The sequence below is a fragment of the Dyadobacter sp. NIV53 genome, from assembly GCF_019711195.1.
Lineage (GTDB): Bacteria > Bacteroidota > Bacteroidia > Cytophagales > Spirosomataceae > Dyadobacter.
Genome location: NZ_CP081299.1, coordinates 1449575 through 1475023 on the forward strand (window position 1 = coordinate 1449575; position 25449 = coordinate 1475023).

26 protein-coding genes are annotated in these 25449 nt (G+C 40.0%); 10 read left to right on the plus strand and 16 right to left on the minus strand.

Annotated elements, in window-relative coordinates:
* The first annotated feature begins 155 nt into the window (after positions 1–155).
* The 5 genes from KZC02_RS05740 to KZC02_RS05760 are packed head-to-tail and all read left to right on the plus strand — an operon-like array spanning position 156 to position 4150.
* Positions 156–1157, plus strand: coding sequence for a glycosyltransferase family 4 protein (locus tag KZC02_RS05740; protein ID WP_221393233.1), 1002 nt, complete (start codon positions 156–158; stop codon positions 1155–1157).
* Entirely contained in the window at positions 1132–1737 is a 606-nt protein-coding gene (locus KZC02_RS05745; protein ID WP_221393234.1) for a glycosyltransferase, read from the plus strand. The genes KZC02_RS05740 and KZC02_RS05745 overlap by 26 nt, the downstream gene beginning before the upstream one ends.
* Before the next feature lie 49 nt (positions 1738–1786).
* Positions 1787–2458 carry a glycosyltransferase gene (locus KZC02_RS05750; RefSeq protein ID WP_221393235.1) on the plus strand — a complete coding sequence of 224 codons (672 nt, stop codon included), beginning with the start codon at positions 1787–1789 and terminating at the stop codon, positions 2456–2458.
* Positions 2459–2469: 11 nt separating this feature from the next.
* Complete coding sequence (locus KZC02_RS05755) at positions 2470–3039, plus strand: HAD-IIIA family hydrolase (protein ID WP_221393236.1); 570 nt, start codon at positions 2470–2472, stop codon at positions 3037–3039.
* Positions 3032–4150: a glycosyltransferase family 9 protein gene (locus tag KZC02_RS05760; RefSeq protein ID WP_221393237.1), complete on the plus strand. Its 1119-nt coding sequence runs from the start codon at positions 3032–3034 to the stop codon at positions 4148–4150. Before KZC02_RS05755 ends, KZC02_RS05760 begins: the two co-directional genes overlap by 8 nt.
* 102 nt (positions 4151–4252) lie before the next feature.
* Here the strand turns inward: KZC02_RS05760 and KZC02_RS05765 are convergent, their stop codons facing one another.
* On the minus strand, positions 4253–4582 hold the full coding sequence (locus KZC02_RS05765; protein WP_221393238.1) for a DUF3175 domain-containing protein: 330 nt from the start codon (positions 4580–4582) through the stop codon (positions 4253–4255).
* A 130-nt stretch (positions 4583–4712) separates the two neighbouring features.
* On the opposite strand from KZC02_RS05765, the gene KZC02_RS05770 reads away from it, so the two are divergent.
* From KZC02_RS05770 to KZC02_RS05780, 3 genes are all read left to right on the plus strand, one after another.
* A complete protein-coding gene (locus tag KZC02_RS05770; protein ID WP_221393239.1) occupies positions 4713–5327 on the plus strand; it encodes a hypothetical protein in 615 nt (204 codons plus the stop codon).
* 122 nt (positions 5328–5449) lie between these two features.
* A complete protein-coding gene (locus KZC02_RS05775) occupies positions 5450–6235 on the plus strand; it encodes an SDR family oxidoreductase (RefSeq protein WP_221393240.1) in 786 nt (261 codons plus the stop codon).
* Between the two features lie 216 nt (positions 6236–6451).
* Positions 6452–6949, plus strand: a complete 498-nt coding sequence (locus tag KZC02_RS05780) for a ferritin-like domain-containing protein (protein WP_229254008.1) — start codon at positions 6452–6454, stop codon at positions 6947–6949.
* A gap of 89 nt (positions 6950–7038) precedes the next feature.
* Here the strand turns inward: KZC02_RS05780 and KZC02_RS05785 are convergent, their stop codons facing one another.
* From KZC02_RS05785 to KZC02_RS05820, 8 genes are all read right to left on the minus strand, one after another.
* Positions 7039–8034: a YhdH/YhfP family quinone oxidoreductase gene (locus KZC02_RS05785; RefSeq protein ID WP_221393242.1), complete on the minus strand. Its 996-nt coding sequence runs from the start codon at positions 8032–8034 to the stop codon at positions 7039–7041.
* Between the two features lie 66 nt (positions 8035–8100).
* Positions 8101–9087: a chemotaxis protein CheB gene (locus KZC02_RS05790; RefSeq protein ID WP_221393243.1), complete on the minus strand. Its 987-nt coding sequence runs from the start codon at positions 9085–9087 to the stop codon at positions 8101–8103.
* 329 nt (positions 9088–9416) lie between these two features.
* The gene (locus tag KZC02_RS05795; RefSeq protein WP_221393244.1) at positions 9417–9968 is read right to left on the minus strand and encodes a hypothetical protein; all 552 of its coding nucleotides are present in this window, start codon (positions 9966–9968) and stop codon (positions 9417–9419) included.
* 9 nt (positions 9969–9977) lie between these two features.
* Complete coding sequence (locus KZC02_RS05800; protein WP_221393245.1) at positions 9978–10247, minus strand: hypothetical protein; 270 nt, start codon at positions 10245–10247, stop codon at positions 9978–9980.
* Positions 10248–10741: 494 nt separating this feature from the next.
* Positions 10742–11458 (minus strand): outer membrane lipoprotein-sorting protein, encoded by a 717-nt coding sequence (locus tag KZC02_RS05805; protein WP_221393246.1) that lies wholly within the window; start codon positions 11456–11458, stop codon positions 10742–10744.
* 53 nt (positions 11459–11511) lie between these two features.
* The gene (locus KZC02_RS05810; RefSeq protein ID WP_221393247.1) at positions 11512–14070 is read right to left on the minus strand and encodes a TonB-dependent receptor domain-containing protein; all 2559 of its coding nucleotides are present in this window, start codon (positions 14068–14070) and stop codon (positions 11512–11514) included.
* Between the two features lie 124 nt (positions 14071–14194).
* Positions 14195–14668, minus strand: a complete 474-nt coding sequence (locus KZC02_RS05815) for a low affinity iron permease family protein (protein ID WP_221393248.1) — start codon at positions 14666–14668, stop codon at positions 14195–14197.
* Positions 14669–14697: 29 nt separating this feature from the next.
* Positions 14698–15474, minus strand: a complete 777-nt coding sequence (locus tag KZC02_RS05820) for an IS5 family transposase (protein WP_221389948.1) — start codon at positions 15472–15474, stop codon at positions 14698–14700.
* 361 nt (positions 15475–15835) lie between these two features.
* Here KZC02_RS05820 and KZC02_RS05825 point away from each other — a divergent pair, with 361 nt between their 5' ends.
* The gene (locus KZC02_RS05825; protein ID WP_221393249.1) at positions 15836–16600 is read left to right on the plus strand and encodes a hypothetical protein; all 765 of its coding nucleotides are present in this window, start codon (positions 15836–15838) and stop codon (positions 16598–16600) included.
* Between the two features lie 65 nt (positions 16601–16665).
* The gene (locus KZC02_RS05830; RefSeq protein ID WP_221393250.1) at positions 16666–17961 is read left to right on the plus strand and encodes a YihY/virulence factor BrkB family protein; all 1296 of its coding nucleotides are present in this window, start codon (positions 16666–16668) and stop codon (positions 17959–17961) included.
* 38 nt (positions 17962–17999) lie between these two features.
* Here KZC02_RS05830 and KZC02_RS05835 read toward each other — a convergent pair whose 3' ends face one another.
* The 7 genes from KZC02_RS05835 to KZC02_RS05865 form a co-directional block, all read right to left on the minus strand.
* Complete coding sequence (locus KZC02_RS05835; protein ID WP_221393251.1) at positions 18000–18485, minus strand: response regulator; 486 nt, start codon at positions 18483–18485, stop codon at positions 18000–18002.
* Positions 18486–18536: 51 nt separating this feature from the next.
* Positions 18537–19004, minus strand: a complete 468-nt coding sequence (locus KZC02_RS05840; protein WP_221393252.1) for a response regulator — start codon at positions 19002–19004, stop codon at positions 18537–18539.
* Between the two features lie 29 nt (positions 19005–19033).
* A complete protein-coding gene (locus tag KZC02_RS05845; RefSeq protein WP_221393253.1) occupies positions 19034–19486 on the minus strand; it encodes a response regulator in 453 nt (150 codons plus the stop codon).
* A gap of 37 nt (positions 19487–19523) precedes the next feature.
* The gene (locus KZC02_RS05850; protein ID WP_221393254.1) at positions 19524–20792 is read right to left on the minus strand and encodes a HAMP domain-containing sensor histidine kinase; all 1269 of its coding nucleotides are present in this window, start codon (positions 20790–20792) and stop codon (positions 19524–19526) included.
* Entirely contained in the window at positions 20774–22111 is a 1338-nt protein-coding gene (locus KZC02_RS05855; RefSeq protein WP_221393255.1) for a PAS domain-containing protein, read from the minus strand. The genes KZC02_RS05850 and KZC02_RS05855 overlap by 19 nt, the downstream gene beginning before the upstream one ends.
* 29 nt (positions 22112–22140) lie before the next feature.
* A complete protein-coding gene (locus tag KZC02_RS05860; protein WP_221393256.1) occupies positions 22141–24102 on the minus strand; it encodes a CheR family methyltransferase in 1962 nt (653 codons plus the stop codon).
* 518 nt (positions 24103–24620) lie between these two features.
* Complete coding sequence (locus KZC02_RS05865; RefSeq protein ID WP_221393257.1) at positions 24621–25208, minus strand: chemotaxis protein CheB; 588 nt, start codon at positions 25206–25208, stop codon at positions 24621–24623.
* Positions 25209–25449: the final 241 nt, after the last annotated feature.

The window sequence follows — 25449 nt, forward strand, 5'->3', positions numbered from 1 at the left end:
ATTACCAACTAGTTAGACTACAATTAGAAGATATAATTTTTATAAACGCTTTGGAACCGCTTCTACCATTGATTCGGATAAAACGAGAGCCAACTGGCACCGTTTTTTAGCACGCCCTGTAAATTTTTAAAACTCAACGGATCTGACTAAAATGTATGAACAATGGCAATGAAAAAACAAGGCTCAAAATATTTACATGGCACGTTCACGGCAGTTATTTATTTTACTTATCGCAGGGTGAATATGACATTTATATTCCGGTCAATCATGAAAAAAGTGAAGGGTATTATGGCCGCGGACAAACATTTCCTTTTGGTAAAAATGTGATTGAAGTTCCCGCTGAAGAAGTCAGGAATATGACTTTTGACTGCATTCTGTTTCAATCGGAAAAGAATTTCTTAACAGACCAGCACGAAATACTTGCGGATTGGCAAAAGGGACTTCCCAGGGTTTACGTGGAGCACAATACGCCTGAAACCCATCCTACAAACAGTATTCACATACTGACCGACCCGGCGGTAGTGTTGGTGCATGTAACCCATTTTAACAAACTCATGTGGGAGAACCGGAATATACCGTACATCCGGGTAATTGAACATGGTGTAACCGAGCCACGGGTTTCTTACCAGGGGCACATTCCAAAGGGAATTGTAGTGATCAACCATATCCAGCAACGGGGAAGAATAACCGGCTGGGACATTTTTGAAGAAGTCAGAAAACATGTTCCGCTGGATCTGGTTGGAATGGGAACACATGAATCCGGCGGGCTGGGTGAAGTGCTCAATCCCGTACTACCGGAATTCATCAGTCAGTACCGTTTTTTTTTCAATCCAATCAGGTACACGAGTTTTGGTCTGGCTGTGTGCGAAGCAATGATGGCTGGAATGCCGGTTGTAGCACTTGCGACTACTGAATATGTTACGGTCATTAAGAATGGCCACTCCGGATTTATAGATACGAATATCGAAAATCTTATAAATAGCATGAAATACCTCATTAACAACCCGTTAAAGGCGAAAGAAATGGGAGAAAATGCTCAGTATATAGCCAAAGAAAAGTTTAACATCCAAAGATTTACAAGCGATTGGAAGCATACTTTCCAGGAGGCTATTCACTTAACTATCCACAATCATGAGGAAAAAAATAGCATTTATTAGTGAACATGCCTCGCCTCTGGCCGTTCTTGGCGGAGTTGACAGCGGAGGCCAGAATGTCTATGTTGCTGAAATCTGTAAACATCTCATACGCCAGGATTACAGCATTGATATATACACCAGAAAAGACTCTGACCAACTGGAAGAAACCGTTTCGTGGATGCCGGATATACGCGTAATCCATGTTGCAGCCGGCCCTGCCGAAAGTGTTCCCAAAGAATTGTTATTAAGTCATATGGCTGAATTTACAAGCAGTATGATCAATTATATTAAACAAAACCAACTCGAATACGACCTGGTCCATGCTAATTTTTTTATGTCCGGCTGGGTCGCTTCACAAATAAAAAGTCAGTTAAATATTCCTTATGTCATTACTTTCCATGCCTTGGGTAAAATTCGGATGATCCATCAGAAAGAATCTGATGCTTTCCCGCCGAGCCGCCTTATAATTGAACAGATGATCGTGCACGATGCAGATCAGATCATTGCCGAATGTCCTCAGGATGAACAGGATCTGCTGGATTATTATAATGCGGATCCTAAAAAAATAACGGTCATTCCCTTGCGGTTTCAGCTCAAATGAATTTTATCCTTCATCCAAACAAAATGCAAGGACAATGCTGAACCTTTCCATGAAAGATACCGTGCTTCTGCAGTTGGGCCGGATCGTACCCAGAAAAGGCATTGATAATGTGATCCGTGCTGTGGGCAAATTGAAGGATATTCCCAGCTTGAAACTGCTCATTGTAGGAGGTGCAAAGGAAAGCCCGGACTTTGAAAAAGATTCAGAATTTAAAAGGCTTAGAAAAATTGCGACAGATGAAGGTGTTCTGGAATCCGTCATTTTTACAGGGCGTAAAGACAGGGATGAACTTAAATATTATTATCAGGCAGCAGATTTCTTCATCTCAACTCCATGGTACGAGCCATTTGGTATAACGCCGCTGGAAGCTATGGCATGCGGAACGCCGGTGATCGGCTCGGATGTGGGAGGAATTAAATATAGTGTAAAACACCAGTATACCGGGTTTCTGGTACCACCGCACAATCCGGAAGCTCTCGCTTCGGCAGTAAGAAAAGGAATAGCAGATCCTGTGAATTACCAGAATCTGTGCAAAAATGCCCTGAAAAGAGTCAATGAAATGTTTACCTGGGATTGTGTTGCCAGGCAAACCCATATTTTATACGAACAGGTTATCTTCGCTTCCCGACAAAAATCTGTTTTTCTATTGGGCAGCAGTTATTTGAGAAGACGGCAAATGAGAGGATTACGCTATAATTCTCCAACGTATTCTGTACAATAACTTTATCAGAAATGCGCAAAGCTATATTTTTAGATAAAGACGGGACATTGGTAACCGATGTCCCGTACAACATAAATCCGACTTTAGTGCAACTCGAAAAAGGAGTTTTAAGAGGGCTCTCTGCTTTGCAGCATGATGGTTATTTACTGGTCATCATTTCCAATCAGCCAGGCATCGCCATGGGTCTTTTTTCTGAAAATGATTTAAAAAACCTGATCATTTATTTAACAAACCTCTTTGCAGAATTTGGCATCAACATTGACGGGTTTTACTATTGCCCGCATAAGCCACTGAATGGAAAGGAAGTAAAAAGCGGTTGCAAATGCCGTAAACCTGAGCCTGGACTGATTTTACAGGCAGCCAGGGATCTGGAAATTGATGTAAAGAAATCCTGGATGATTGGTGATATACTGAACGATGTGGAAGCAGGTTCGCGGGCCGGTTGCCGTACTATCCTGATTAACAATGGAAATGAAACGGAATGGGAAATGAACATAGACAGGACTCCAACTTATCTTGCCTACGATTTCCTTGACGCATCCTATTATATCCGTAATAAAACAATGGTTAAAAATGGATAGCTGGAAAGATTGCAAAAATATACTTTGTATCAGGGCTGATAACATGGGAGACCTTATAATGACAACTCCTGCTTTCCGGGCATTAAAAGAAACATTGGGTTGCCGGATTACTTTACTTACATCTAAAGCGGGCGGTCTGATCACAAATAATCTCGAAAATATTGATGATGTAATCATACAGGATTTACCCTGGGTGAAAAGCAATGCCAATAATATATCTGCTGAATTACTGTTATTAGCTGAACAGCTTAGAGCAGAAAAATACGATGCTGCCATCATTTTCACAGTTTATAGCCAGAGTGCTTTACCCTCTGCGGTACTTGCGTACATGGCGGGCATCCCCAAACGTTTATCTTATGCAAGGGAAAATCCATATGAACTTTTAACAGATTGGTTGCCTGACCGCGAGCCATACGATTTTATCCAGCATCAGGTAGAACGTGACCTTGCTTTGGTTGCACACATTGCTGCCTTTCCTTCATGCGATTTGTTGAAGGTGCTATATGAAAGTAAAAGCCTCGTTTCAATTAATAAAAAACTGTCTGATTTAGGTATTGAACCAACACAATCCTGGATCATATTACATCCGGGCGTTTCAGAAGACAAAAGAAAGTATCCGGTTGCTTACTGGATTAAAACCGGACAGTTGTTAACGAAAAAATACAGGATCCCGTTGTTAATTACAGGTTCGGCATCGGAAAAAATATTGGCTGATGAAATTGCGTCCGGTATAGGTGGTCAGGCTTTTTCTATGGCTGGTAGTTTTTCTATGGACGAATTTATAGCGCTTATTGATAAGGCAAAATGTGTGGTATCAGTTAACACCAGTACCATTCATATTGCGGCCGCTACCCAGTCGCCGCTGGTTGTATTGTATGCACAAACCAATCCGCAGCATACACCCTGGAAATCAAAACATGTGCTTTTACCATTTTCTGTGGAAGAAAATTTAAGAAGCAAAAATACCATTGTTCGCTTTGTCAGTGAGATGTATTATAAAGATACTATCCCCTATCCTGCTCCTGATATAGTTCTTAAAGCTATAGAGGAACTGATGGAACCTGTCGAAGCCGGTACTTTAAATAAAGAAGTTAGTTTGTCGGCAGCTTAACTTAAGAATTTCGATTAGAACATGGGAAAATCAGATGTAAAACGTGATTGAATTTAAAACATTTAGGGATTAAAATCATTCAAAAACTAGGTCAAAATGACATTATTTCTCAGCGTCTTTATTAGTTTTGTCATCATCTTTTCCAAATGCCTTTCTTAATTCGTCCTTTGCTTTTTCCAATAGGTTTTTTCGGGAATCGGATAAGTTTTTTCCTGCCCGGTTGATGTAAAAATTCAGGGCAGACATAGCGGACTGAAATGGTGTCCCCTTTCTGCGGTGACTTTTAACAGCCGAATTTTTCAGTGACCTGGCAATTTTTGCCGGGTCATCCGCTTTGAATATGTTGCTTTTCGTATCCATAGCATTGCTGGTCCGTATTACTTGCGCCGACCATTTTCTGCCTGATTTACTCCTGTTTCCTGTTCGTGCCATAATGATAAATTGAAAGAAGTTTGTATTAATCGATATAAAAAGAATAATACCAGTGAAATCATATACTATTTCCCATCCGACCTCATTTAAGAAGTTCTAAAAGGCATGATTTTAGTAATCCCGCAAAATTATGGACGAGAAAAATTACACCGGAATTATCCCTGGCCATTCAGATGGACTTGTAATTACTTCACAAAGTACGGCGCAATTGAGCGATGAAGAATCCGCCAGGATTTTGTTTGAAAAAGCAAAAACCAGGTTACTGCTTGTGAACAACTGGCAGGAACTGGCAGGAGAATTCATGGCAGCATTTCAGATAACGGACGAAAATGGAACGGCAATTTCAGGACCGGTTCAAAAAGGTAATTATTTCAAAATAGATATACCCGGCCCAGGAACAAAAGCGGGAGAAGGTTATGATTGGGCTTTGGTTGAAGAAATTGAAGAATATAATTCTTTAAATACCGAAAGTATCGGAATCCGTGTAAGACCTGCTCCAAATCCAATAACGGACAATCCGGATATTGCTCATTTTTATTCTGAGGAATCAACCAGCACATTCACAGTTACGAGAGAATTCACCAAAGTAACCGCGGCTGTATATGACCGGAATACAAAACCCAACACCGATTCGGGCGGAATGATGGATCATGTAAGAAATGTACTGGTAGGTATTGCAGGAATGTTCAGTTTCTCTAAAATCCAGTGGGAAAATTTTACCAATGGCTTGGTAAAAGATTTGTAAAATAATTACCAGGCGGCCTTACAATTTGTATTTCAAAAACAAGATAAAGTACCTGCTTCTCGAGGCACACTATTTTATATTAATCATTGAAAAAACTTCATTACAAAATTAAATTTCCAAATATGAAAAAGTATGCATTAATCACGGGTGCAACAAGTGGCATTGGTTACGAACTCGCAAAGATTTTTGTCCGGGAGCAATACAACCTTGTACTTGTTTCGCGCGATCAGCAGGAACTGGATGCCAAGGCCGATGAATTCAGGCACCTTGGAGCGGAAGTTACTACCATTGCCAAAGATTTGTTTAAGAAAGAAGATGCAATTTCATTGTATAACGATGTAAAAAGTAAAGGGATTGAAATTGAAGTATTAATTAATAATGCGGGTCAGGGCGTGTATGGCAAGTTTGAGGATACAGAAATTGAGAGAGAACTGGACATTATTGATCTGAATATTGCTTCTGTTGTAATTATCACCAAGAGCTTTCTGAAAGATATGATAGCGAGAAATTCAGGAAAAATATTGAATCTGGCTTCAATTGCGAGTAAAACGCCTGGTCCATGGCAATCCGTTTACCACGGAACAAAGGCATTTGTACTGTCATTTACTGAGGCCATCAGGGAGGAATTGAAAGAAACCAATATTACGCTGACGGCTTTAATGCCTGGCGTTACCGATACTGACTTTTTCAATAAAGCAGATATGCAGGAAAGTAAAGCAATACAGGATCCGGAGGCAATGGCTGATCCGGCCGATGTCGCAAAAGATGGTTATGAAGCGCTGATGGCCGGCAAGGATAAAGTCATTTCCGGATTCAAAAACAAAGTACAGATTGGCATAAGTAATATAATTCCTGATACTGTTTTAGCGCATCAGTTAAATGAGCAGCAAAAACCTGTTGATGAATAATTTTTTACTTTTCATAAAGTAAAAACCAACGTATGAAATGACCCAAAAATCAGCTGACCTGATGCAGTTCACATTCCTGAATCAGATTCTACATTCACCAGAAAATAGAATCTGAAAAATATAAACCTAAAAATCATTTCTGGCATGTTTTTATAATCACACCCAAAAATGTAATTCAATTATTAACATTTTAATTGGAAGATTATGGAAAAGGAAATGAAAAATTCAAAATTTCACCAGCTGTTCGTAACAGAGTTAAAAGATATATACTGGGCAGAAAATGAGCTTGTTAATACCTTGTCGGAACTGGAAAAGGCTGCTACGTCCCAGGCTTTATCCATGGCTTTTAAAAAACACAGAGCACAGACTCAGGAACATGTAAACAGGCTGACCAATGTATTCAGGTTACTTGAAGAGAAGGCCGATGGCAAGATTTGTGAAGCTATGAAAGGCCTGGTAAGGGAAGCAAGGGAGATCATTGCTGATACGGATGCTGATACGATGGTGCGAGATGCAGCCTTAATTATTGCAGCACAAAAAATTGAACATTATGAAATTGCAACTTATGGCAGCCTGGCTACGCTTGCCAGAATAATGGAACATATTGAAGTGGAACAGATTCTGGAAGCAACACTGGAAGAGGAAAAAATTACAGATGCTGATCTGACTGACCTGGCAGAAAGTTATATCAACGAAAGAGCATCACAAGAATAATTATGTCAGGATAATAGCTGGGAAAACCGGTAGTCATTTATATGCTACCGGATTTTCTGCTGAATAAGCTTTTGACAAAAAACCTTTATTCATTCATGTTTCAACACATAGCGGCCCGTTGCTTTTCCTGCTAATATATCATCAAGTTTTGGCACAAGTTCATTCAGTGTAATTTCCTGAATCATTTCTGTGAGGTGCAATGGTTTCCAATCGGAGGAAAGCGATTGCCATACTGATTTCCTTAAATCCATAGGTGCCTGTGCCGAATCTATGCCGGCCAGTGTTAGTCCTCTTAAAATAAACGGGAAAACTATGGTATTCAGTTCTGCCGAACCCACATTACCACAGCATGTTACGATGCCATTTTGCTTAACCGATTTTAAAATACCGGATAAAATCGTGCCTCCGACATTATCAATACCGGCAGCAAAATCAGCAGACGACATAGGTTTGCTATTATATTTTTCAACAAAATCTTCGCGGTTTATAATCTGTTTTACACCCAGGACCGAAGTCAGAAACTGGTCTTCGTTTTTACCCGAAACTGCTGCAACGTCAAATCCCAGTTTTGCTAAAATTGCCGCTGCCATACTTCCAACGCCGCCGGTTGCACCACTCACGACCACCTCACCATGATCAGGCCGTACTCCGGCACGGATAATTTTATCTATCGAAAGTCCCGCGGTAAGGCCGGCTGTACCCAGGCTCATTGCTTCCTTGGGCGATAATGCATCCGGCAATGGAATTACCCATTGCGCAGGAACGCTGATATACTGGCCAAAACCTCCCCATGTGTTCATACCCAGATCAAAACCTGTAACAAGTACAGAGGTTCCTTCGGGAAAATTTTCCTTGCTGGATTTTACCACAACTCCCGCAGCATCTATACCAGGCACGTGCGGGAATTTTCTTGTAACTCCTTTATTACCAGAGGCCGACAAAGCATCCTTATAATTTAGCGAAGAATAACTGACTTTGATAAGCACATCATTTTCTGGCAGGGCATCTGTACTTATTTCCTTAATTTCTTTGTGAAAGTTTCCCTCTGTCTGGCTTATCAGTAAAGCTTTGAATAATCTGGTCATGCTCTGGTTTTTGATAAATTAGAATTTACACTTTGCAATAAAGCATTTTTCAAACCAGATATCCCATTATTCAAAAATAAATGCATGGAGCCTTTTGGCTTTTTCCCGAACAATTTCTGCCTTTTCATAGTATTCCTCAGCAAATGATACATTGCCATTTCTTTCAAAAGCATCGGCACTTTCTGTTAATGATATTACAAGCTCCTCCATACTTTTGAGTGCTTCCCAAAGCCTGGATTCAACCGATTCGCTCAGCCCGCCAAGCAATGAACTTGAATGAAATGAATGCCCGGTATGGCATCGGTAACGGATCAGGTTTCCCTCGGTCAGCCGTATCAGTACACCTTTACATTCGGGGCAAGTTATTGGTGTGAATTCTCCCATATCCATAACACCGCTTTCAAATGCATTATTCTGGGCTGCAATGTCAATTTCAATCTTCATTCTTTCCCGCTCGGGTGTAAATAAAGGTTCAGGCTCAGGAACCCTTCCTTCCACCAGCTCACTCAGTAATGGAGCAATACCGAATATCGGGACAACGTGATCTACCTTTACATATTCGAGCACATTCAACGGCATTGCGGGATAGGCAGCTTCCTCAGGTTCCTGTACCACGCACAATCCACCCAATCGCTTGATTGACCACATCCCGGAAGTTCCGTCGTCCAGCATACCGGTCAGCACTACCCCTATGACACGCGATCCGAAATTATAAGCGGCGGATCGGAAAAGCGCATCTACAGATGGCCGGAAACGATTTTCCTTTGGACCCTTTTTAATGAGGATCCGGTCGCCTTCAATCAGCATATGACGATCCGGCGGAGCAATATAAATATACCCGCGTTGAATAGTTTCCCCGTCCGCTGGGTGTACCGTCGTAAGTTTTCCTTTATAGGATAAAATTTCCGGCAGCATGCTGATGGAATCAGCAGAAATATGCTGTACTATAAAAACGGACGCATTAAAATTAACTGGTAAGGACGCCGCAATTTCTTTTAAGGCATTCACTCCGCCAGCTGAAGAACCAATCACAACGATATCTCGATTTTCCATATTCGTTTCACCTCCCTAAGCAAATTGAATAGCTCTTTCTTCTACTTATAATATTATTTTAATTTTAAGAAACCCTGTAAATCATACCATTATTGTCATCCAATACCCGAAGTAAGCCATCATTAAGAACAGTATTTTATTCGAAAAGGACCAAAACACACAGAGATTTACACATAAAAATTATTCCAGAAATAATAAAAAAATACCTTAAAATAGAATTTTATATTTTCTTTTCTAAGGTATTTCCCGAATGGTGTAACTACATTTTTCGAGTGACATTGATTACCTCAGCCGGTTATTTTTTAGATCCTGATTAGTAAAACTTTCACCTAATCCAGTTCAGTATATCCGTCGTCCCCCAGAATATCATGGCCATTGTTTTCTTTAAAATCTTTCACAATGTCCCGTTTTTCCTGTTTATTTTTTGGGTCAACACTGATGATAATTCCTCCTTCCTTCATACTTTCTCCGTATGAATCAGTGTGTTCATCCGGAATACGTGAATTGATATATGAACCGGCCGTTCTATCCGCCGGCATCTCATTCGCACTTCCTGCTATTCTTTTAAACCAAGTATTGGAAATGGCAATACCCAGGCCAGGCAGGGAGATCATACTGGTGACGGAAATAATCGCTTCGGCAATAACAATCTTAGCTTTGTCCAATGCAGAATCAGGTTCCTTTTCCTCTTCCGTTCCTGCATCCACCAAAGATGGATTTTCGTAAATATTCAGTGTTTCGTCAGACATCAGCACTGAAATATCATCAGGCGTATGCCCTCGCCGGATCAGGGATTTATATGCTTTGTCAGCATCCTTTTTTGAGAAAAATACCGCTGAAACAGTGCCAGGCGAATTATATGATATTGCTGAACGATTCATTAAATTGTGTTAATCAAGTGGTATTAAATCCGCTTCTTTAAAATTCTCCTCTATATTTTCACCTTCTTCATTTTTGTAACGGCAAAGTACTTCTCCTGTGAATCCAGACTCGTTTTCGTCATTACTGACCACAGTCATTCCCTTTGTGCCGTTTTTCACTTTTACCCAGTCACCTTCTTTAAATTTTGGATCGTTCATAATTATAGATTTAGTTTTTGTTCTTTTTTTATTCTTTTTATCCTTCTTATCGTCTTTTGAAAATATTTTTTGTAAAAACATTTTCTTCTCTTCCTATTTGACCATTACAGGACCAATGCTGATCTCGCTGTCGATTGAAGATTGAAAATCAAGTATAAATGCATTTTGTAAAACGTTGGTCAATGCCAGCCAAACATTGGTCTTGGGATTGTCCGGACTTCCCTTTTACATTATCCTTGCATGCGCCTGAAAAAAATCATTCAGCTTGAACCAGGTTTGTATATTTCAACCCAGCCGGCATATGAAAAATGTGCACATTGGCCAACGGGCTTATTTTTCACTATATAGCCAGAATCCCTTTATAAATGAAAGCTGTTGATTTGATCGATTTAATTCCATTAACAGAAGTGTGGATATAGTGCAAACTGTACACGAAAAAAATTATACCATTACTTTCATTTAACAATAAATACGTCCTGATTAAAAATATTAAATAAAAAAAGGTACTATGCTTTTCGCATAATACCTTCTCAGCTAATAGATATACTCTACAAAAAAGAACAAAATTTCAGTTCTTATTTTACAGGTTTTTTAAATAATGAATCGTCAACTTTACTGTTGAGCGTGATTTTGTTTGTGATCAATGACATCACCCCCATTTGGTCGTTACTGATATCCATGGCATTTGGAAACTTAATACCTTCCACATCTTTATAATCGAAAAGGCCGATTTCGGCTTCCTGTCCGTTTACATCAACTTTTAATTTGCTCAATAAATACGTATTGGCATCCAGGAACTGGTCAATAGCCTGACCATCCTTTGTTGTTACTTTCAAATGGAAAACGTCTTTTTTATCCAATTTTTCTTTACCAACCAGCTCGACTTTATTCCCTTTTTCTTTGTAATTCACCAAAGAACCAAACGGATCGAGTTGTCCGATCTGTTGTTTCAGCTGATCCGCAGGCATATCCTGTGGTTCACCTGTTCCACCCATCATAGTCGGCAGTATCATCCACCCGGTAGTACCATCCACAACCTGCACCATCGAATTGCCCATGACGGTGGATTCGGTACGCAGGTATTTTCCTACTACAAGAATGGTTTTACTCGGGATCTCCATTCCCTGTATAGCCATAGAACGTTCTGTCACAATGGTTGTTATAGCGCTTATTTTATCAAGGCCACCCAATGCGGCAACGTGTTTGTCCACAATTTCATCGACAGTCTGCGCATAGGCAGAAACTGAAACGAATGCCGCGAAAAGGGTAACGAATAGTCTGTTTGTTTTCATTTTAAGGTATAATTAAGTTAGTCTGTTTGCTCAAATGTAATTATTTTCAAATACTATTTTGGCTGGCCTCCTGCCGGTGCCGGCCCGGATTGTGTCTGGCTTCCTCCCTCACTTTTCACATCATCATTATTTACCGACTTGGCTTTTTTTCTTGGTGCTTCCATAGTCATTTTACCAATTTTGTAAGTGAATGTGAGACGAACGCCGCGGTTATACAAGTACACATCGTTCACCTGGTTGAACTGTGCAGAATTTAATTCTGTATGGATGTTGTAACGGCGGCTCAGGAAGTTTTCAGCAGCCAATCCAACGCTTCCCTTTTTGTTCCCAAATTCCTTTTTTACACCCAGCGTATAAAATCCAAAACCACCCTGCCTGCCTTGCAGCTGTATCTGGGTTCCCTGCATGAATCCAAAAGCCTGAGCTCCCCAGCCATTTTTAAATGTAGCCTGCGAAAATACACCTCCGCTAACGTTGATGCCAGAGTTGCTGATATTTTGGGGCATACCATTTGCATCTGCTGTCTGCCCGGCTAATGTGGTATAAAACGCATTGGAAAATATTCCTACGTTAATTTTAGAGGTAGCGGCTAGATTCGCAAAAAGGTTAATTCCGTAAGCATGCTGTTTCCCGACATTTTCATAGGTAGTTACGATGGCTCCGGCCAGTGTATCAGATGGCTGGCGAACCTGTGAAATGGCATTGTTGGTAACGCGTCCAAAAAATGTAGCATTGATAAAAGTCTTCTTGATATTTTTACTTACACCCAATTCAAAATTATTGGTCAGTTCAGGCCTTAACTCAGGATTTCCGATCGTAATGTTCTGGGGATTGGCAGTATTGAAATTGGGATTAAGCTGCGCAAGCCCCGGCCGCTGGATACGACGGTTGTAACCAAGTTTCAGTGTAGTTCCTTTAATCGTTTTCGAAGCATTTACACTGGGAACCAGTACGCCATAATTACCGATTCCGATCTGCCCTTCCTGTGTACTTGCATCAATAAAAGTATGTTCGTACCGAACCCCGCCTTTAAATGTGTAGCGTTTTTTGGTCGTGTATGTGTAGGATGTATAACCGGCTGCAATGTTCTGATGATATGTTAATTCACCGGAAGGCTGTCCTGCTTCTGGTCGATAATCACCGGTAGACTCGGCTATCAGATAACTGTAATTACTGTTCACTTCCCGAAAAATACCTTTTCCTCCGAATTCCAGCAACTGGTTTTTCTTGATCGGCGTTTGGTAATCTGTTTGAAAAGTAAATTCCTGGTTGATATTTTTATTGATATTTTTCTGGCGGTTAGTCAGTTGGTTACTGCTATTAAGCAAATCCGCATCGAAATCATTGGTCAGGTCATTGCGGCTGTATAAGGTTGAAATACTCCACTCCTGCTGGGGTTTGAATGTATGAAGGTAATCTACATTCGCATCCACAGTTCCTGACAAATTTTTAGTGTCAACATTACGGCTTGATGTAAGATCCGGATCACCATTTTTGAAAAGCCGCGTAACCAGATCCTGCTGGCTTGTGAAATTCCGTACACCATAACGAACGCCGGCCGTAAGGCTTTGGTTTTTGGCCAGATCATAATCAAATCCTAAATTATACTGACCAAAAAGCCCTTTGCTGCTTCCATCCCCACTTTGTCTGGTTAAGGTTGTAACATTATTTACAATACTTGTCTGATCAAGGTTTGTTTTCGTGATGGTATTGTAGTTCCCACGCCCAAAACCACCAATGTTGAAACCTGCTTTACCCTTCCTGTAACTGCCGTTCAGCGAAAGAGATGAGCCACGATTACCAACTCCTGCGTCTACATTCAGGTTCAACCCTTGCAGGCTATTCTTTTTGGTAATAATATTAATGATACCGGCAGAGCCTTCTGCATCATATTTGGACGATGGACTCGTAATAACTTCAACCGTTTTGATCTGGTCAGCCGGGATTTGTTTCAAAGCATCAGAAACACTGGTCGCAATAATTGTACTCGGTTTATTGTTGATGAGAACCTTGATATTCTGGCTGCCTCTCAGCGACACATTACCATCCAGATCAACCGTAAGCAAAGGAACTTTACGCAAAACATCAGAAGCATCTCCTCCTTTTGAAGAAATATCTTTTTCAGCATTATACACGAGCCGGTCCACTTTTTCCTCAATCAAAGCAGCTTGTCCGGTAACAGTTACTTCTTCAAGCGTTTTGGTGTTGGACGCAAATTTTATAACGCCCAGATTCAATTCCTGCCCTTTGGCCAAAGTGATATTGTTAAGCGTTTTGTTTGCGTAGCCAATAAAGGAAATCAGTATCTTATACTCGCCTGCAACTACTTTTTCAAGTTCAAACTTACCCTTTTCGTCCGCCATTGTGCCATCCACTGCTTGTCCGGTTGCTTTGTTATACAGTGCAATGCTCGCAAATTCAATGCCTTTTGTGGTGGTGGAATCAACAATGGTACCGCTGATCTTTGCAGATCCTTTCGGGCTCTGATCACCCGCTGTTCCCGGCAATGCTTTTGGCGCCGCGTTTCCTGCCGATGGAAACTGTGCGAATGCAGGCACCGTGAAAGTGACTGCAAGAATGATAATAGCCAGGAAAAATTTATTCATGTTCATAGTTTCAGTTTTACGCAATAAAGGTGCGATAGAAATGAAACTTCCGAAAATTAAATGTGATGAAGGCATTGATAGCGCGGACGAATGTGTAGAAACGTCCGACAGGCGATTTTAACAATATTGGTCAATCTACTTCCGGTTCATTTTTTCTTGACTTGAATTTCTTCTTTTTCTCGTATAAATCATCGGCTGCGTCTATGGAATGTGAAAGGTGGATGTCGTGGTCCTTTTCTGAAATATCCGAGAGGCGCTGATAAAATTTGTGCAGTGTATCGAGTTCAGCTTCACTTAAATCCTCTATATCGACCATTCTGTTGCTTGCATGCCGGCTTGCTGCAATCAGTTCATTCAGTTTGAGTTGTATGGCTTTGGAATCTTTATTCTGGGATTTCTGGATAATAAATACCATCAGAAAAGTAATAATCGTAGTGCCGGTATTGATCACCAGCTGCCATGTATCAGAATATCCAAATAACGGCCCTGTTATTCCCCAAACTAAAATAATGGCAAATGCAACGCCGAATGCTAACGAACTCCCTGTCCATTTGGTAACCTTGGTGGCCACTTTTTCAAATGCTTCGCTGATCTTTTCTGACATCTAAATTTTGTTTAGAGTGTGTTGGGAAATTAAGTTTGGTTTTTAAGACATATTCGTTGTAACATTAATTGGGTATTTGCTAAATATAGCCATGCAACTGACGAAGATGTGGTATATTCATAGTCTTTGACTAGCCTGCGGAAATAATTAGTCCAAGATATGCTTCTTTCTACCACCCACCGTTTTGCCACTGGAACAAATCCTTTTGCTGATTCTGGACGGGAAGCTTTTTCAAAATCGAAACCAAATTCATTTATATTTTTAGCAAATACGCCGTTATACGCTTGGTCTCCATATATTTTTTCAAGACGATCACTATAATACAAAATATGTGGTACTAGTGCTAGAGCTGCTGGTCCATCTCCAATATTACCTGCGTGGACATGGGCAGCCCAAAGGCGACCACCGCTGTCAACAAGTAACTGTCTTTTACGCCCGTTAACTTTTTTGTTTGCATCAATTCCACGATCTTCAAAAATTCCTGGTGACAGTTTAACACTTTGACTATCAATGCAAAATATGGAAGGATATTCTTCTCTTTCTTGATTTTTTCTATCCAGTTGATTAACGACGCGGTTGATCCTTTCAAATAATCCATTACGTTTCCACTTGTCAAAATAATAGTAAACAGCTTGCCAATTTGGCCATTGAGCAGGAAGGTTTCTCCACTGACAACCAGTTCGGACTACATAAAGTAAGGCATTCATCACCTGCCTAAGATCTAATTTTCTTTTTCTTTTTAAATTAAAAAATGGTAAAATTGCCTCCCATTGGGGATCGGTCAGTTCCAAAAACTGTTTGTTCACATCTTTGAAGTTTGGTCACAACAAAGTTGATACGATCCCTAATATTTTCAATATCCCAACACACTCTTAACTGATAATGGTACGGTTTTAGAATTTCATATTGCTAACAACACAAAAGTCTCCTTTTAATCATATAAACCCTTACGCAAATCATTAATTTTCAGTTAAAATTATGTATTCGGCAACATGTCGCAAACTATCTTTTCTGTGTAGTATGGGGGAAATGTATAAGTTGCAAAAATTAAAAATCAGAACTAATAGCTTATAAATTCAGATTTTCGTGCAAAATCATCTACAATTTTATTTCAAATATATTCGATTACATTTTCCATCTCAACAACCAAAATTAACTTTCGATTTTATGGCTCTTTCTCTACCTACCTCATTTTATCATAGAAAATCTAAATTTCAGCTTATATATTTCCAACTTTTCTTAATTGCTTTTCTTTTTACTTTCAGCAGCTGCAAAAGCATCAAAGACAGCCCGAAATTTAAATTTGAAGATGGTATATATACGTCAAAGGTAAATGGTAAAAAACAATCGGTTTATATCGAGAATACGAACGATTCCATAGTTGTATATGCATTGGCAAAAGGCTGGCAACGATTGTCACTCAATGCTGCCTCTATTCCCAAGCTTACTTATCCGCAAAAAACTTCCACCAAAACAATCCGTACAAACAAATACCAGCAGAATAGCTTTGATATTGATATCCTGACGATTCCGCTCAAATTCCGCCCTTCCGTATCTTCTTTCCCAAGTCAGCTTAACAACAGCCTGAACGGAACGGTATACGTAGGATACAGAAATGACACTTACAGCTTGTCTTACGACAAAAACCCAATAGGGATACTTAGTCAAAAAATTACCCATTACGGAATTTCAGCTGGTATTATTACAGGAATTGGCACGACAGCAATGAATCCCTTTGTAACCAATAACCAGATTGCAATTGAATACGAAGGATTTGTATGGTCAAAAGGAATAGCTGTCATTATGGGTGTTGATAAGTTTACATTTGGAATTGCAGCCGCACTGGATCACCTGATAGATAAAAACCGGAGTTACTGGCAATATCAGGGAAAACCGTACGTCGGCTTGGCATTAGGGCTGAACCTTAACTAAATGGTGGTTGGCATAAAAATTTGTAGGGTATAACAAACTACGTTAAGCCAATAATAAATCCCGTTATGAATAAAGTCAAATTTACTTTCACTCTTGTTAAGGACAGTTTCACAGAATTCATGAACGATAACGGCCTGAAATTAAGTGCCGCACTGTCCTATTATACAATATTTTCCCTGGCTCCTTTACTACTGGTAATCATATCCATAGTTAGCCTTGTGTATGGACGCGATGCTTTTCAGGGAGACCTTTTTGGTCAGATCCGGGGACTGGTTGGTAATGAAGCAGCAATACAGCTTCAGGAACTTATTAAAAATGCAGCTATCTCTGATAAGTCTGGTATAGCGTCGGTTATTGGTATAGTTACGCTTATTATTGGAGCAACGGGGGTTTTTGCCGAAATACAGGATTCCATCAATTATATCTGGGCTATTAAGTCAAAACCAAAGAAAAGCTGGTTGCAATACCTGAAAAACAGGTTGTTGTCCTTTTCGCTGATCCTTACCTTAGGATTTTTACTCATTGTTTCTCTTGGTGTAAATACCGTGGTTGATTTGTTAAGCAGCCGGCTGGAACGTTACTTTTCAGAAGTTTCGGTTATAATCTTTGCCGGTCTGAACATTGCACTCGTACTATTTATTATCACCGCATTATTTACAGTTATTTTCAAAGTGCTACCTGACGGGCACGTCCGTTGGAAAGAATGTATGGTTGGCGCTGCATTTACTGCAATACTTTTTGCAATCGGAAAATTCGGTATCAGTTTTTATCTGGGACAACAGGATTTAGGGGCAACCTATGGGGCATCTGCTTCGATTGTGATACTGCTTACCTGGGTGTATTATTCCTCAATTATTTTATATTTTGGAGCTGAATTTACAAAAGTCTATGCCAAAGTAGACGGAACAGCCATATCTCCGAATGAACATGCAGTACTGATTGTACGGGAAGAAGTAGAGGACAAAGCGGCAACTGCTTTTGCAAGAGCCGCTGATCCGGATGCTGACACTGTTGTACCTGAACGGGAAGAAGCAGAGAATCTCATGCAAATGATCATCCGCTTCATTGATGACAAATTTGATGCGCTTGCAAAAGAAGCAGGTAAACGAATAGGCCAGATTCCGGCTACCGGGGTATTTTACGTGTTAATTTTCGTAGTAGTTTTCGCCGTTGTAGTAACATTTTTATTGCTGATCGGGCAATTGATTAACCGGGGGCTGAATAGTGATTATCTGGGTTATCTGATCCTCCTTGCCTTCTTCGTAGTCGTGATTGTTTTAGGTATTGTATTCCGCAAAAATACAACTGAATTGGTGGAAAAAGTAATATCCCGCTCAGTGAAAGACAATATGAAGGAATAAACCCAATGTAAAATTTACTTTGAATTCGTGATATTACATCAAATGATAGTGGTATCATTAATTTTTTCTGCCTCCTTCGCTGATGGCAACCGATTAAAATCAAGCCAGTAATGACAGATCGTTTCAAGCGTTGTGCGCAAATCCTGAAATTCAATGGGTTTCGTCAAAAACGAGTTTGCACCTGCCTGGTAACATAATGTCACATCCTGAGGTGTTTCATCGCCTGTCATAATAATTATTGGCAGCGTTTTCCATTGTATATGTTTGTTATCAGGCGTTTTCCGAAGTAATTTAAGCAATTCATAGCCATTAAATAATGGCATTCGCAGGTCAAGAACGATCAGTCCGGGATAATTTCCGTTATAGTCATCTCCTGACTGTAAAATCAGAAAATTGTATAAATCTTCTCCGCCGGTAAAGAACCTGACAGGATACTCTGGCAAAAATTTTGTAAAAATGCTTTGTACCAGAAACCTGTGATCGGCAGAATCGTCAACAATGTATAATTCTTTTTTATCGCTCATGTGTGTTCAATTTTGAAAAAAAGAATAAAAAAATATGTTGTTTAAATTGTTTTAATATGGAAGTATTACAGTTTCCATCCAGTGTTTACGGATATTGTTAAAATAATCCAGCCAGGACGCATAATTCAACGGCTTAACTGTATATGCACTGCCTCCATTGGAATAAGCTTCACGAATATCTTCCTGATCCTCGGAACCGCTTAAAATGATAACAGGAAGCATCTTTATTGATGACGTATGCTCCTTTATCCATTTTAAAACCTGCCAGCCATCTTCCTTTTCCGGCAAATATAAATCCAGCAGTATCAATTTCGGCAAAGCAACCTTTAATGCAAGCATTTCATCCAGCAACATCAGAGCCTGGACAGGATCATTGGCAATGATTAGTTCAACCTCAGGAATACATTCCTTTATTGCCAATTTGATAATTTCAGTCTGATCCGGATTATCTTCTACCAGTAAAATTTTACCGTTCCGGAAATTATGTTTTTTAATCTTTTCAATTTCTGTATCTATCATCTTAGTTGATTTAACAACTCATTATTTGTTTACCTGCCTATCAATTCCGGCACTTGATTTATCTGAAGCCAAAAATAGCAAACTGAATTTAAAAGCTCTTTCAGGTGTTCGAACTCAATAGGTTTTTTAAGAAAAGCGTTGGCTCCTGCTCCGTAACAGGCTGATACTTCATCTGGTGTTTCGTCATTGCTCATCATCACGATCGGAATCAGGCTAACAAAATTAAAATCCTCATTTACCGGATCTTTAATCTGTTTTAATGTCTGATAACCGCTCATTTCGGGCATATTCAGATCCATCAGAATCAGAGATGGTGGTTTGTCTACAGAACCCTCTTCCAGCAATAAAAGCTGCTTCAAAACAATTTCCCCTCCAGAAAAAAACCGTACAAAGTACTGTGGTAGGAATTTATTAAAAACCTGCTGAATGAGAAACCGGTAATCATCAGAATCGTCAACAATGTATATTTCCTTCCTTTCCATTATATAAGTTGAGTAAAATTTTCGCGTATTCTAAGTTTTAGTGTTCATTGTAATATGTTGGTAAACTTATGACGAACTTAGTTCCTTCACCAGGCCTGCTGGTTATTTCAATATTTGCCTGAATGAGCTCACATAATCTTTTTACAATAAACAGACCAATACCCTCTCCAGAGGAAGAATTTGAAGATTTTAATTTTGAATTCTCCTCATGAATATGCAACACAGGTTCCTGCAAACCGGTTTTTTCAGAATTATTGGTTAACTTTTCAATAAGAACCGATGAAATCCCCATTCCGGTGTCTTCCACGATAAACTGCCAGCGAGGTGCATTGGATTCTTCTGTATCTTCCGAACCCCAGCTTACAGTTACTCCCCCTTTCTGGATATATTTAATTGCATTTACGATAAGATTTTGCGCAATCCGTTGCACCTTCACAATATCCCCTGTGATCCAAAGACTTTGAGGCCCATCGAAACGGAGCCATAACCCCTTGTCATTTGCCATAGGTGTGATACTCTGAACAAGTTGGGTCAGCATTTCGGCAGCATCAAACTGAGTAATCTGTAATGTTTCCTGCCCGGTTTCAAGCCTGGACAAATCCAGTAACTGGTTCATCATGCTGGCTACCTGTCTGAGGTTACGCTGTATCATGGATAAAGTACGAGTGCGCTCCTCTTCCGTATCCATGATATCCAACAGGGCCGTAGCTCCCATAATGATACCAAAACTTCCACGCAGGTCATGGGATGTTGATCTCAGGAATTCTCCCCTTTTCAGGCTGTATTCACGCATATTGTCGAGAGATTGCAGCATTTGGTTCGAACCAATCAGTTCCTGCATCCAGAGTGCATGCTGGTTCTCAGCTTCTTTTAGCACTGTTATATCCAAGGCTGTTATTACAAGGCCATGGTCGTGGCGCGTAACAGACAGCCCGATCCATTTATTTTCGGTTGCGTTAAAATTTTCCTCATAAAAAGGTTTCCCGGTTTCGAGTACCTCTTTTATCGTTTGCTGAAGTTCGGAAGGATAAAGCTCGCTGGCGTATTTTCCAATGATTTGCTCCACCGACATCTGAAATAATGCGGCATAATTCAAGTTGCACACCACTACCTCGAAATCATCTGAATTTCCGTGCGAAACGGCCTTCAAGAAACCAATTGCTCCCGGAAAACTATCCAGAACTGCCTGAAGGCTTCCTATAGTATTTGTCAGTTCGAGCTCTGCTGCTTTACGCTGGGAAATGTCCAGTATGCTCACAACCACGCCAGTCTGGTCAACCTGGCGTGTTACAAAAAAGCAAAACAATCATTAGGCTGCCGCAGGTTATGAACTTCCCGATATGCCGATTCTCCGGTTGCGAGTACCTGTGCATACAGATCAAACAATTCCTGCTCACGCATTTCCGGCTGTGCTTCCAGCAATGTTTTGGATGTAATATCTTCGTTATTCTGGCCCGTCAGATCCAATGCGGTTTGATTATAAACCGAAGTAGTAAAATCAGTTACTTGGCCTTCGGGTGAATCCTTAACGACTTCAAGTAATGTAATAGCGGCTGGTACTCCGTTCAAAACACTCTGTAAGCGGTGTGCCGTCTGAATCAGTTCTTTATTGGCTTTTTCAAGTTCTACATTTGCCTTTTTTAGCTCTCTCGTACGCTGGTCTACATGTGTATTGAGTTGCTGTGTCAGCGTCTTTTGAATGTGAACTTCTGTACAGGTTCCTATAAAACCGGTAAATTCACCGTCTGGGTTAAACGTAGGCTTGGCGTTTTCCATCATCCAGCGGTATTCTCCGTCAGCACGCATGAGCCTGTATTCAAAATTAAAAGATTCACGGTTCGTAAAACTGCTGAAATACAGGTTCAGGTAATCGGATTTCTCATCGGCATGAATAAACTTTCCAATTTCGATGCTTTCCTTGTCACCTAAACTCTGCCCTGTAAAATCCCGCCAGGCTTTGTTTAAAAAACTTACTTTTCCTTTTACCGAAGAAACCCATATCAGTGCAGGTGCATTTTCAATCAGGTCTTCAAACCATAATTGCCGTTCTTTAAGCAGGCTTTGTACTTTTCTGTGTTCAGTAATATCCTCAATAACAAGCAAAATAGCTTCCTGGCGCTGATGCTGAACTACTTTCCGTGCATGAAGAAGCATTACTTTTTCACCAATTTCTGTAAAGTTCAGTTTTTCTTCAAAAGCTTTGATATCAACATTATGTATAATTACATCTTCGAGCATTTTACGGATATGAGGCATATCCCATTGCCGGTTATCGAGCTCATAAAGCATGCGTCCTTCTGTGGCTTTTTCTGAAACCCGGAAAATCTTGTAAAATGCTTTGTTTGCACTTTTCACACGCAGGTCTCTGTCCAGTATCAGTGTCGCTTCATTTATTGTGCCCAAAATTGCCTCTGAGTAACCATAAGCCTCAGAAAGCTGGTCGTTGCGTACCTGAAGTTCCTGGTTAATGGTCAGCAGCTCTTCATTGGTAGACTCAATTTCTTCCTTACTCGTTTCAAGCTCTTCATTAATACTTTGAAGCTCTTCATTGCTGCTTAAAATTTCTTCATTAGCGGATTGCAGCTCTTCATTTCCGGCTTCCTGTTCTTCCAGGATCGCGTGCATATCTTCCCTGAGCGTAGAAAGCTCGATCTCTAATCCTTTAATGCGCTGGTCACGTGCATTGGATGAATTTTTTTAGATACAAAATGATGTGTTACTTCATCAAAAAGTATCAAAAACAAATTCTGCTCATTGGCATAAAATAGCGGGACTGCTTCAATCTCTACCTGATGCGTTTCATCTTTGATCTTGATTTCAAGGCCCGTTTTTCTTACCGGTTTACCTGATTTATGGGCTTTATGAATGATATTCCTGAGTTCAAAAACCAGGGTCGGCCTTGCCATTTTGAGCAGATTGAAACTTGGTTTTCCTGGCGAAGGCTCTAAAAATAATCCCGTCGCTCCCCTGAACTGAAGTATTTCTAATTCAAGATCCACCACGATACTGACCGGCACATATTTATTTAAAAGAAGGCTGTCAACCATCTTATCCAACTCATTTCCAGGTGCCACGGGCATAATTTTAGATTCGTTTCTCTTAAAATCATGCTTTTCCTGCATGGACCCAAACAGGCGCGGCCTCAATTCGAAAGATGTACTGCTGGAAGCTACATTTCTTCTTGTAAATATTTTATGATTTTTATCAATCTGTGTAAAAAGAGAAGGCGAGCTGCTCACCGCTTCCGATTTGCCCAAAAGTAAAATACCGCCGGGATTCAAAGCATAATGAAAAGTAGCGATTACTTTCTGCTGTAAAATAGTATCAAGATAAATCAGCAGGTTCCGGCAACTGATCATATCCAGTCTGGAAAAAGGCGGATCACGGAGCACGTTATGCGGAGCAAATACGCACATATCCCTGACTTCCTTTATGATCCTGTAATGATCGTCTACTTTAACAAAGAAACGCTGTAACCTTTTTGATGAAACATCCTGAACTTCGCTTAATCCATAAGTGCCGAGCCGTGCCCTCGTAATAGCTACTTCGCTCAGGTCGCTCGCAAATATCTGGATCGGCATAGTTGAGGCACGGTCTCCCAGTATTTCGAGTAAAATAATTGCCAGCGAATACGCTTCCTGCCCCGTTGAACAACCGGCAATCCAGATACGCATGGGTTCATTGAGGGATTTATTCTTAATCAGCTGTGGAAACAGTTCCTTTTTCAGATAGTCCATCGTATTACTATCTCTGAAAAAATTAGTAACATTAATTAGCAGATCGCCATAAAGTACGTGTGCTTCACCAGGATTTGATTTAATGTATTCAATATAATCTTTAAGTGTTTCCAGTTTATAAAGCAGCATCCTTCGCACTACCCGTCTCCTGATTGTGGTCACCTTATAATGGTCGAAATCCACTCCGATTGCCGTTTTCAGATACTGGAGTATGTTGCTCAGGTCCTGATCGGCGCTCTCGTCAGCCTGTTCTTTTTCGGCAATGGCAGTTAACCTGAAAATTTCGGCTTTACCGCTCAGCCTTTCCAGTTCGCTCGCAATTTCACCCGGTGAAAGCACCAGATCTACTACATCTTCGGCTATGGCCGATTTTGGCATACTTTGATATTTGGCACTTTCATCCTGGACTATGGTAATTCCACCCGCAACTTTGATTGCTTTCATCCCCAGTATTCCGTCATGTCCCATACCTGATAATAATATGGCTATGGCTCCATCTTTTTGACGCTCTGATAACGACAGAAAAAACTGATCGATAGGCAAATGGACTTCCGGTTGCGGTCGCCGTTCCATCAGGGTTAAAACGCCGTCAATTACCTCCATATCTTTATTAGGAGGAATAATATATACATGATCGGGCAAAATACGAAGCATATGCTCAGCTTCCTTAACGGGCATATCAGTAACTCTTCCTAAAATATTGGAAAGCTGGCTTTCAAAATTTGGTGAAAGATGCTGGATGTATACGTAAGCTAATCCTGTTGTTGGCGAGAGATTCTCTAAGATCTCTGAAATTGCTTCCAAACCTCCTGCCGAAGCACCAATCGCAACAATGGGAACCGGTAAATCCGAAGATTGTATTTTCTTTCCTTTTGACATTTTTTAAACATTTTGAAGCACCATATTGACTAAATATGCCAATAAAGGAACAGGGGTTCAATCCCGAATTAACCTCGTTTTTTATATTTAATTTTAGTGTGCTGTTTGTTCGAAATGCAAACAAGCCGTATCCGAAATTCAGAATATTTTTACAAGCATTCCGAAAATAACAGGCGAGTGCATCCGATCAATTAATACTATTTCAATTAAAAAAATAATTCGCAGTTAAAAATTTTACACGAACTGCAAATATGAATATACAGACAAAATATAAAATTTATTTTACCTATAAACAATTCAAATGCACTTAAGCATTAAAATATTTATCACGGCAATATTAACACATTCTGATTAAAACAAAGAAGTAGATTTGATAAAATTCTGTCGCATTTCAAACATGCCCGAAAACTCTGATATCTTCCTAATTTATAAATTGGCACCAATTGATCAACTTATTTTTAGGCTCATGATACTGCTCAGAAGCAAAAAGGTTTTTTAATACAGGGCCAAAATTAATATTAACCTATCAGTTGTAAGTCTAAAAACGTCATTAGCGCATTCGCCAGGTTTTTCGGTGAAAGTATTTTAAACGGATGATCTTTAAGGATCACCGCATTAGGCATACCTACAAAGAGTGCAGTTTCCGGATCCTGCACCATGATCATTCCATCTTGCTCATACATGCTCACTGCTCCCAAAGCTCCGTCCGATCCGGCTCCTGAAAGGATAATTCCAACCCCCATCGCTTTTACATGCTCTGCCATAGATTTAAAGAAAATATTAATTGCCCAATTACTTTTATCCAGCGGATTCCTGCTATAAGTTTCAAGATATCCGTTTTCAATGGTCATAAATTTGTTCACCGGAAGCATATAAATATGATTTGGCTCTACCAGATGATGGTCTGTTGCCCAACTGACCGGCATGTGTGTATGTTTGGCCAGTAAAATATCCGCGATGCTTTCAGTATGCCGCCATAGGTGCTGGATTATAACAAATGCTACATTTGGATTAGGTGGAATCTGACTGAAAAAATCATGCAGATCACTTGCTCCTCCCGACGAAAAGCCAATAGCCACAATAAAAAACTTTTCTTTCTTAATCATGATTATGAAGGGTTGATAGTAAAATGTTATCAATAGAGATAGGTAATTTTATTAACCCAGTCTACAAGCTGATGCTAATTTTTTGCCTGCTGAATAAGAAGAAATACTGACATTGTAAGTTAATCATTATAATCAACACTAAATAACATTACGTTTAATATCACGATATGTAGCTGATCATTAACCAGTTTATAATTTCCTGGCCTTCTTTAACCCGTCAATAATTGTTTGTAAGTTAAGG

What these genes read in the sequence shown, in the direction of transcription:
- KZC02_RS05740 (WP_221393233.1), top strand. Translation starts at nt 156, where the DNA reads ATGAACAATGGCAATGAAAAAACAAGGCTCAAAATATTTACATGGCAC.
- KZC02_RS05745 (WP_221393234.1), top strand. Translation starts at nt 1,132, where the DNA reads ATGAGGAAAAAAATAGCATTTATTAGTGAACATGCCTCGCCTCTGGCC.
- KZC02_RS05750 (WP_221393235.1), top strand. Translation starts at nt 1,787, where the DNA reads ATGAAAGATACCGTGCTTCTGCAGTTGGGCCGGATCGTACCCAGAAAA.
- KZC02_RS05755 (WP_221393236.1), top strand. Translation starts at nt 2,470, where the DNA reads ATGCGCAAAGCTATATTTTTAGATAAAGACGGGACATTGGTAACCGAT.
- KZC02_RS05760 (WP_221393237.1), top strand. Translation starts at nt 3,032, where the DNA reads ATGGATAGCTGGAAAGATTGCAAAAATATACTTTGTATCAGGGCTGAT.
- KZC02_RS05765 (WP_221393238.1), bottom strand. Translation starts at nt 4,582, where the DNA reads ATGGCACGAACAGGAAACAGGAGTAAATCAGGCAGAAAATGGTCGGCG.
- KZC02_RS05770 (WP_221393239.1), top strand. Translation starts at nt 4,713, where the DNA reads ATGGACGAGAAAAATTACACCGGAATTATCCCTGGCCATTCAGATGGA.
- KZC02_RS05775 (WP_221393240.1), top strand. Translation starts at nt 5,450, where the DNA reads ATGAAAAAGTATGCATTAATCACGGGTGCAACAAGTGGCATTGGTTAC.
- KZC02_RS05780 (WP_229254008.1), top strand. Translation starts at nt 6,452, where the DNA reads ATGAAAAATTCAAAATTTCACCAGCTGTTCGTAACAGAGTTAAAAGAT.
- KZC02_RS05785 (WP_221393242.1), bottom strand. Translation starts at nt 8,034, where the DNA reads ATGACCAGATTATTCAAAGCTTTACTGATAAGCCAGACAGAGGGAAAC.
- KZC02_RS05790 (WP_221393243.1), bottom strand. Translation starts at nt 9,087, where the DNA reads ATGGAAAATCGAGATATCGTTGTGATTGGTTCTTCAGCTGGCGGAGTG.
- KZC02_RS05795 (WP_221393244.1), bottom strand. Translation starts at nt 9,968, where the DNA reads ATGAATCGTTCAGCAATATCATATAATTCGCCTGGCACTGTTTCAGCG.
- KZC02_RS05800 (WP_221393245.1), bottom strand. Translation starts at nt 10,247, where the DNA reads ATGTTTTTACAAAAAATATTTTCAAAAGACGATAAGAAGGATAAAAAG.
- KZC02_RS05805 (WP_221393246.1), bottom strand. Translation starts at nt 11,458, where the DNA reads ATGAAAACAAACAGACTATTCGTTACCCTTTTCGCGGCATTCGTTTCA.
- KZC02_RS05810 (WP_221393247.1), bottom strand. Translation starts at nt 14,070, where the DNA reads ATGAACATGAATAAATTTTTCCTGGCTATTATCATTCTTGCAGTCACT.
- KZC02_RS05815 (WP_221393248.1), bottom strand. Translation starts at nt 14,668, where the DNA reads ATGTCAGAAAAGATCAGCGAAGCATTTGAAAAAGTGGCCACCAAGGTT.
- KZC02_RS05825 (WP_221393249.1), top strand. Translation starts at nt 15,836, where the DNA reads ATGGCTCTTTCTCTACCTACCTCATTTTATCATAGAAAATCTAAATTT.
- KZC02_RS05830 (WP_221393250.1), top strand. Translation starts at nt 16,666, where the DNA reads ATGAATAAAGTCAAATTTACTTTCACTCTTGTTAAGGACAGTTTCACA.
- KZC02_RS05835 (WP_221393251.1), bottom strand. Translation starts at nt 18,485, where the DNA reads ATGAGCGATAAAAAAGAATTATACATTGTTGACGATTCTGCCGATCAC.
- KZC02_RS05840 (WP_221393252.1), bottom strand. Translation starts at nt 19,004, where the DNA reads ATGATAGATACAGAAATTGAAAAGATTAAAAAACATAATTTCCGGAAC.
- KZC02_RS05845 (WP_221393253.1), bottom strand. Translation starts at nt 19,486, where the DNA reads ATGGAAAGGAAGGAAATATACATTGTTGACGATTCTGATGATTACCGG.
- KZC02_RS05855 (WP_221393255.1), bottom strand. Translation starts at nt 22,111, where the DNA reads ATGCACGCGATCCTGGAAGAACAGGAAGCCGGAAATGAAGAGCTGCAA.
- KZC02_RS05860 (WP_221393256.1), bottom strand. Translation starts at nt 24,102, where the DNA reads ATGTCAAAAGGAAAGAAAATACAATCTTCGGATTTACCGGTTCCCATT.
- KZC02_RS05865 (WP_221393257.1), bottom strand. Translation starts at nt 25,208, where the DNA reads ATGATTAAGAAAGAAAAGTTTTTTATTGTGGCTATTGGCTTTTCGTCG.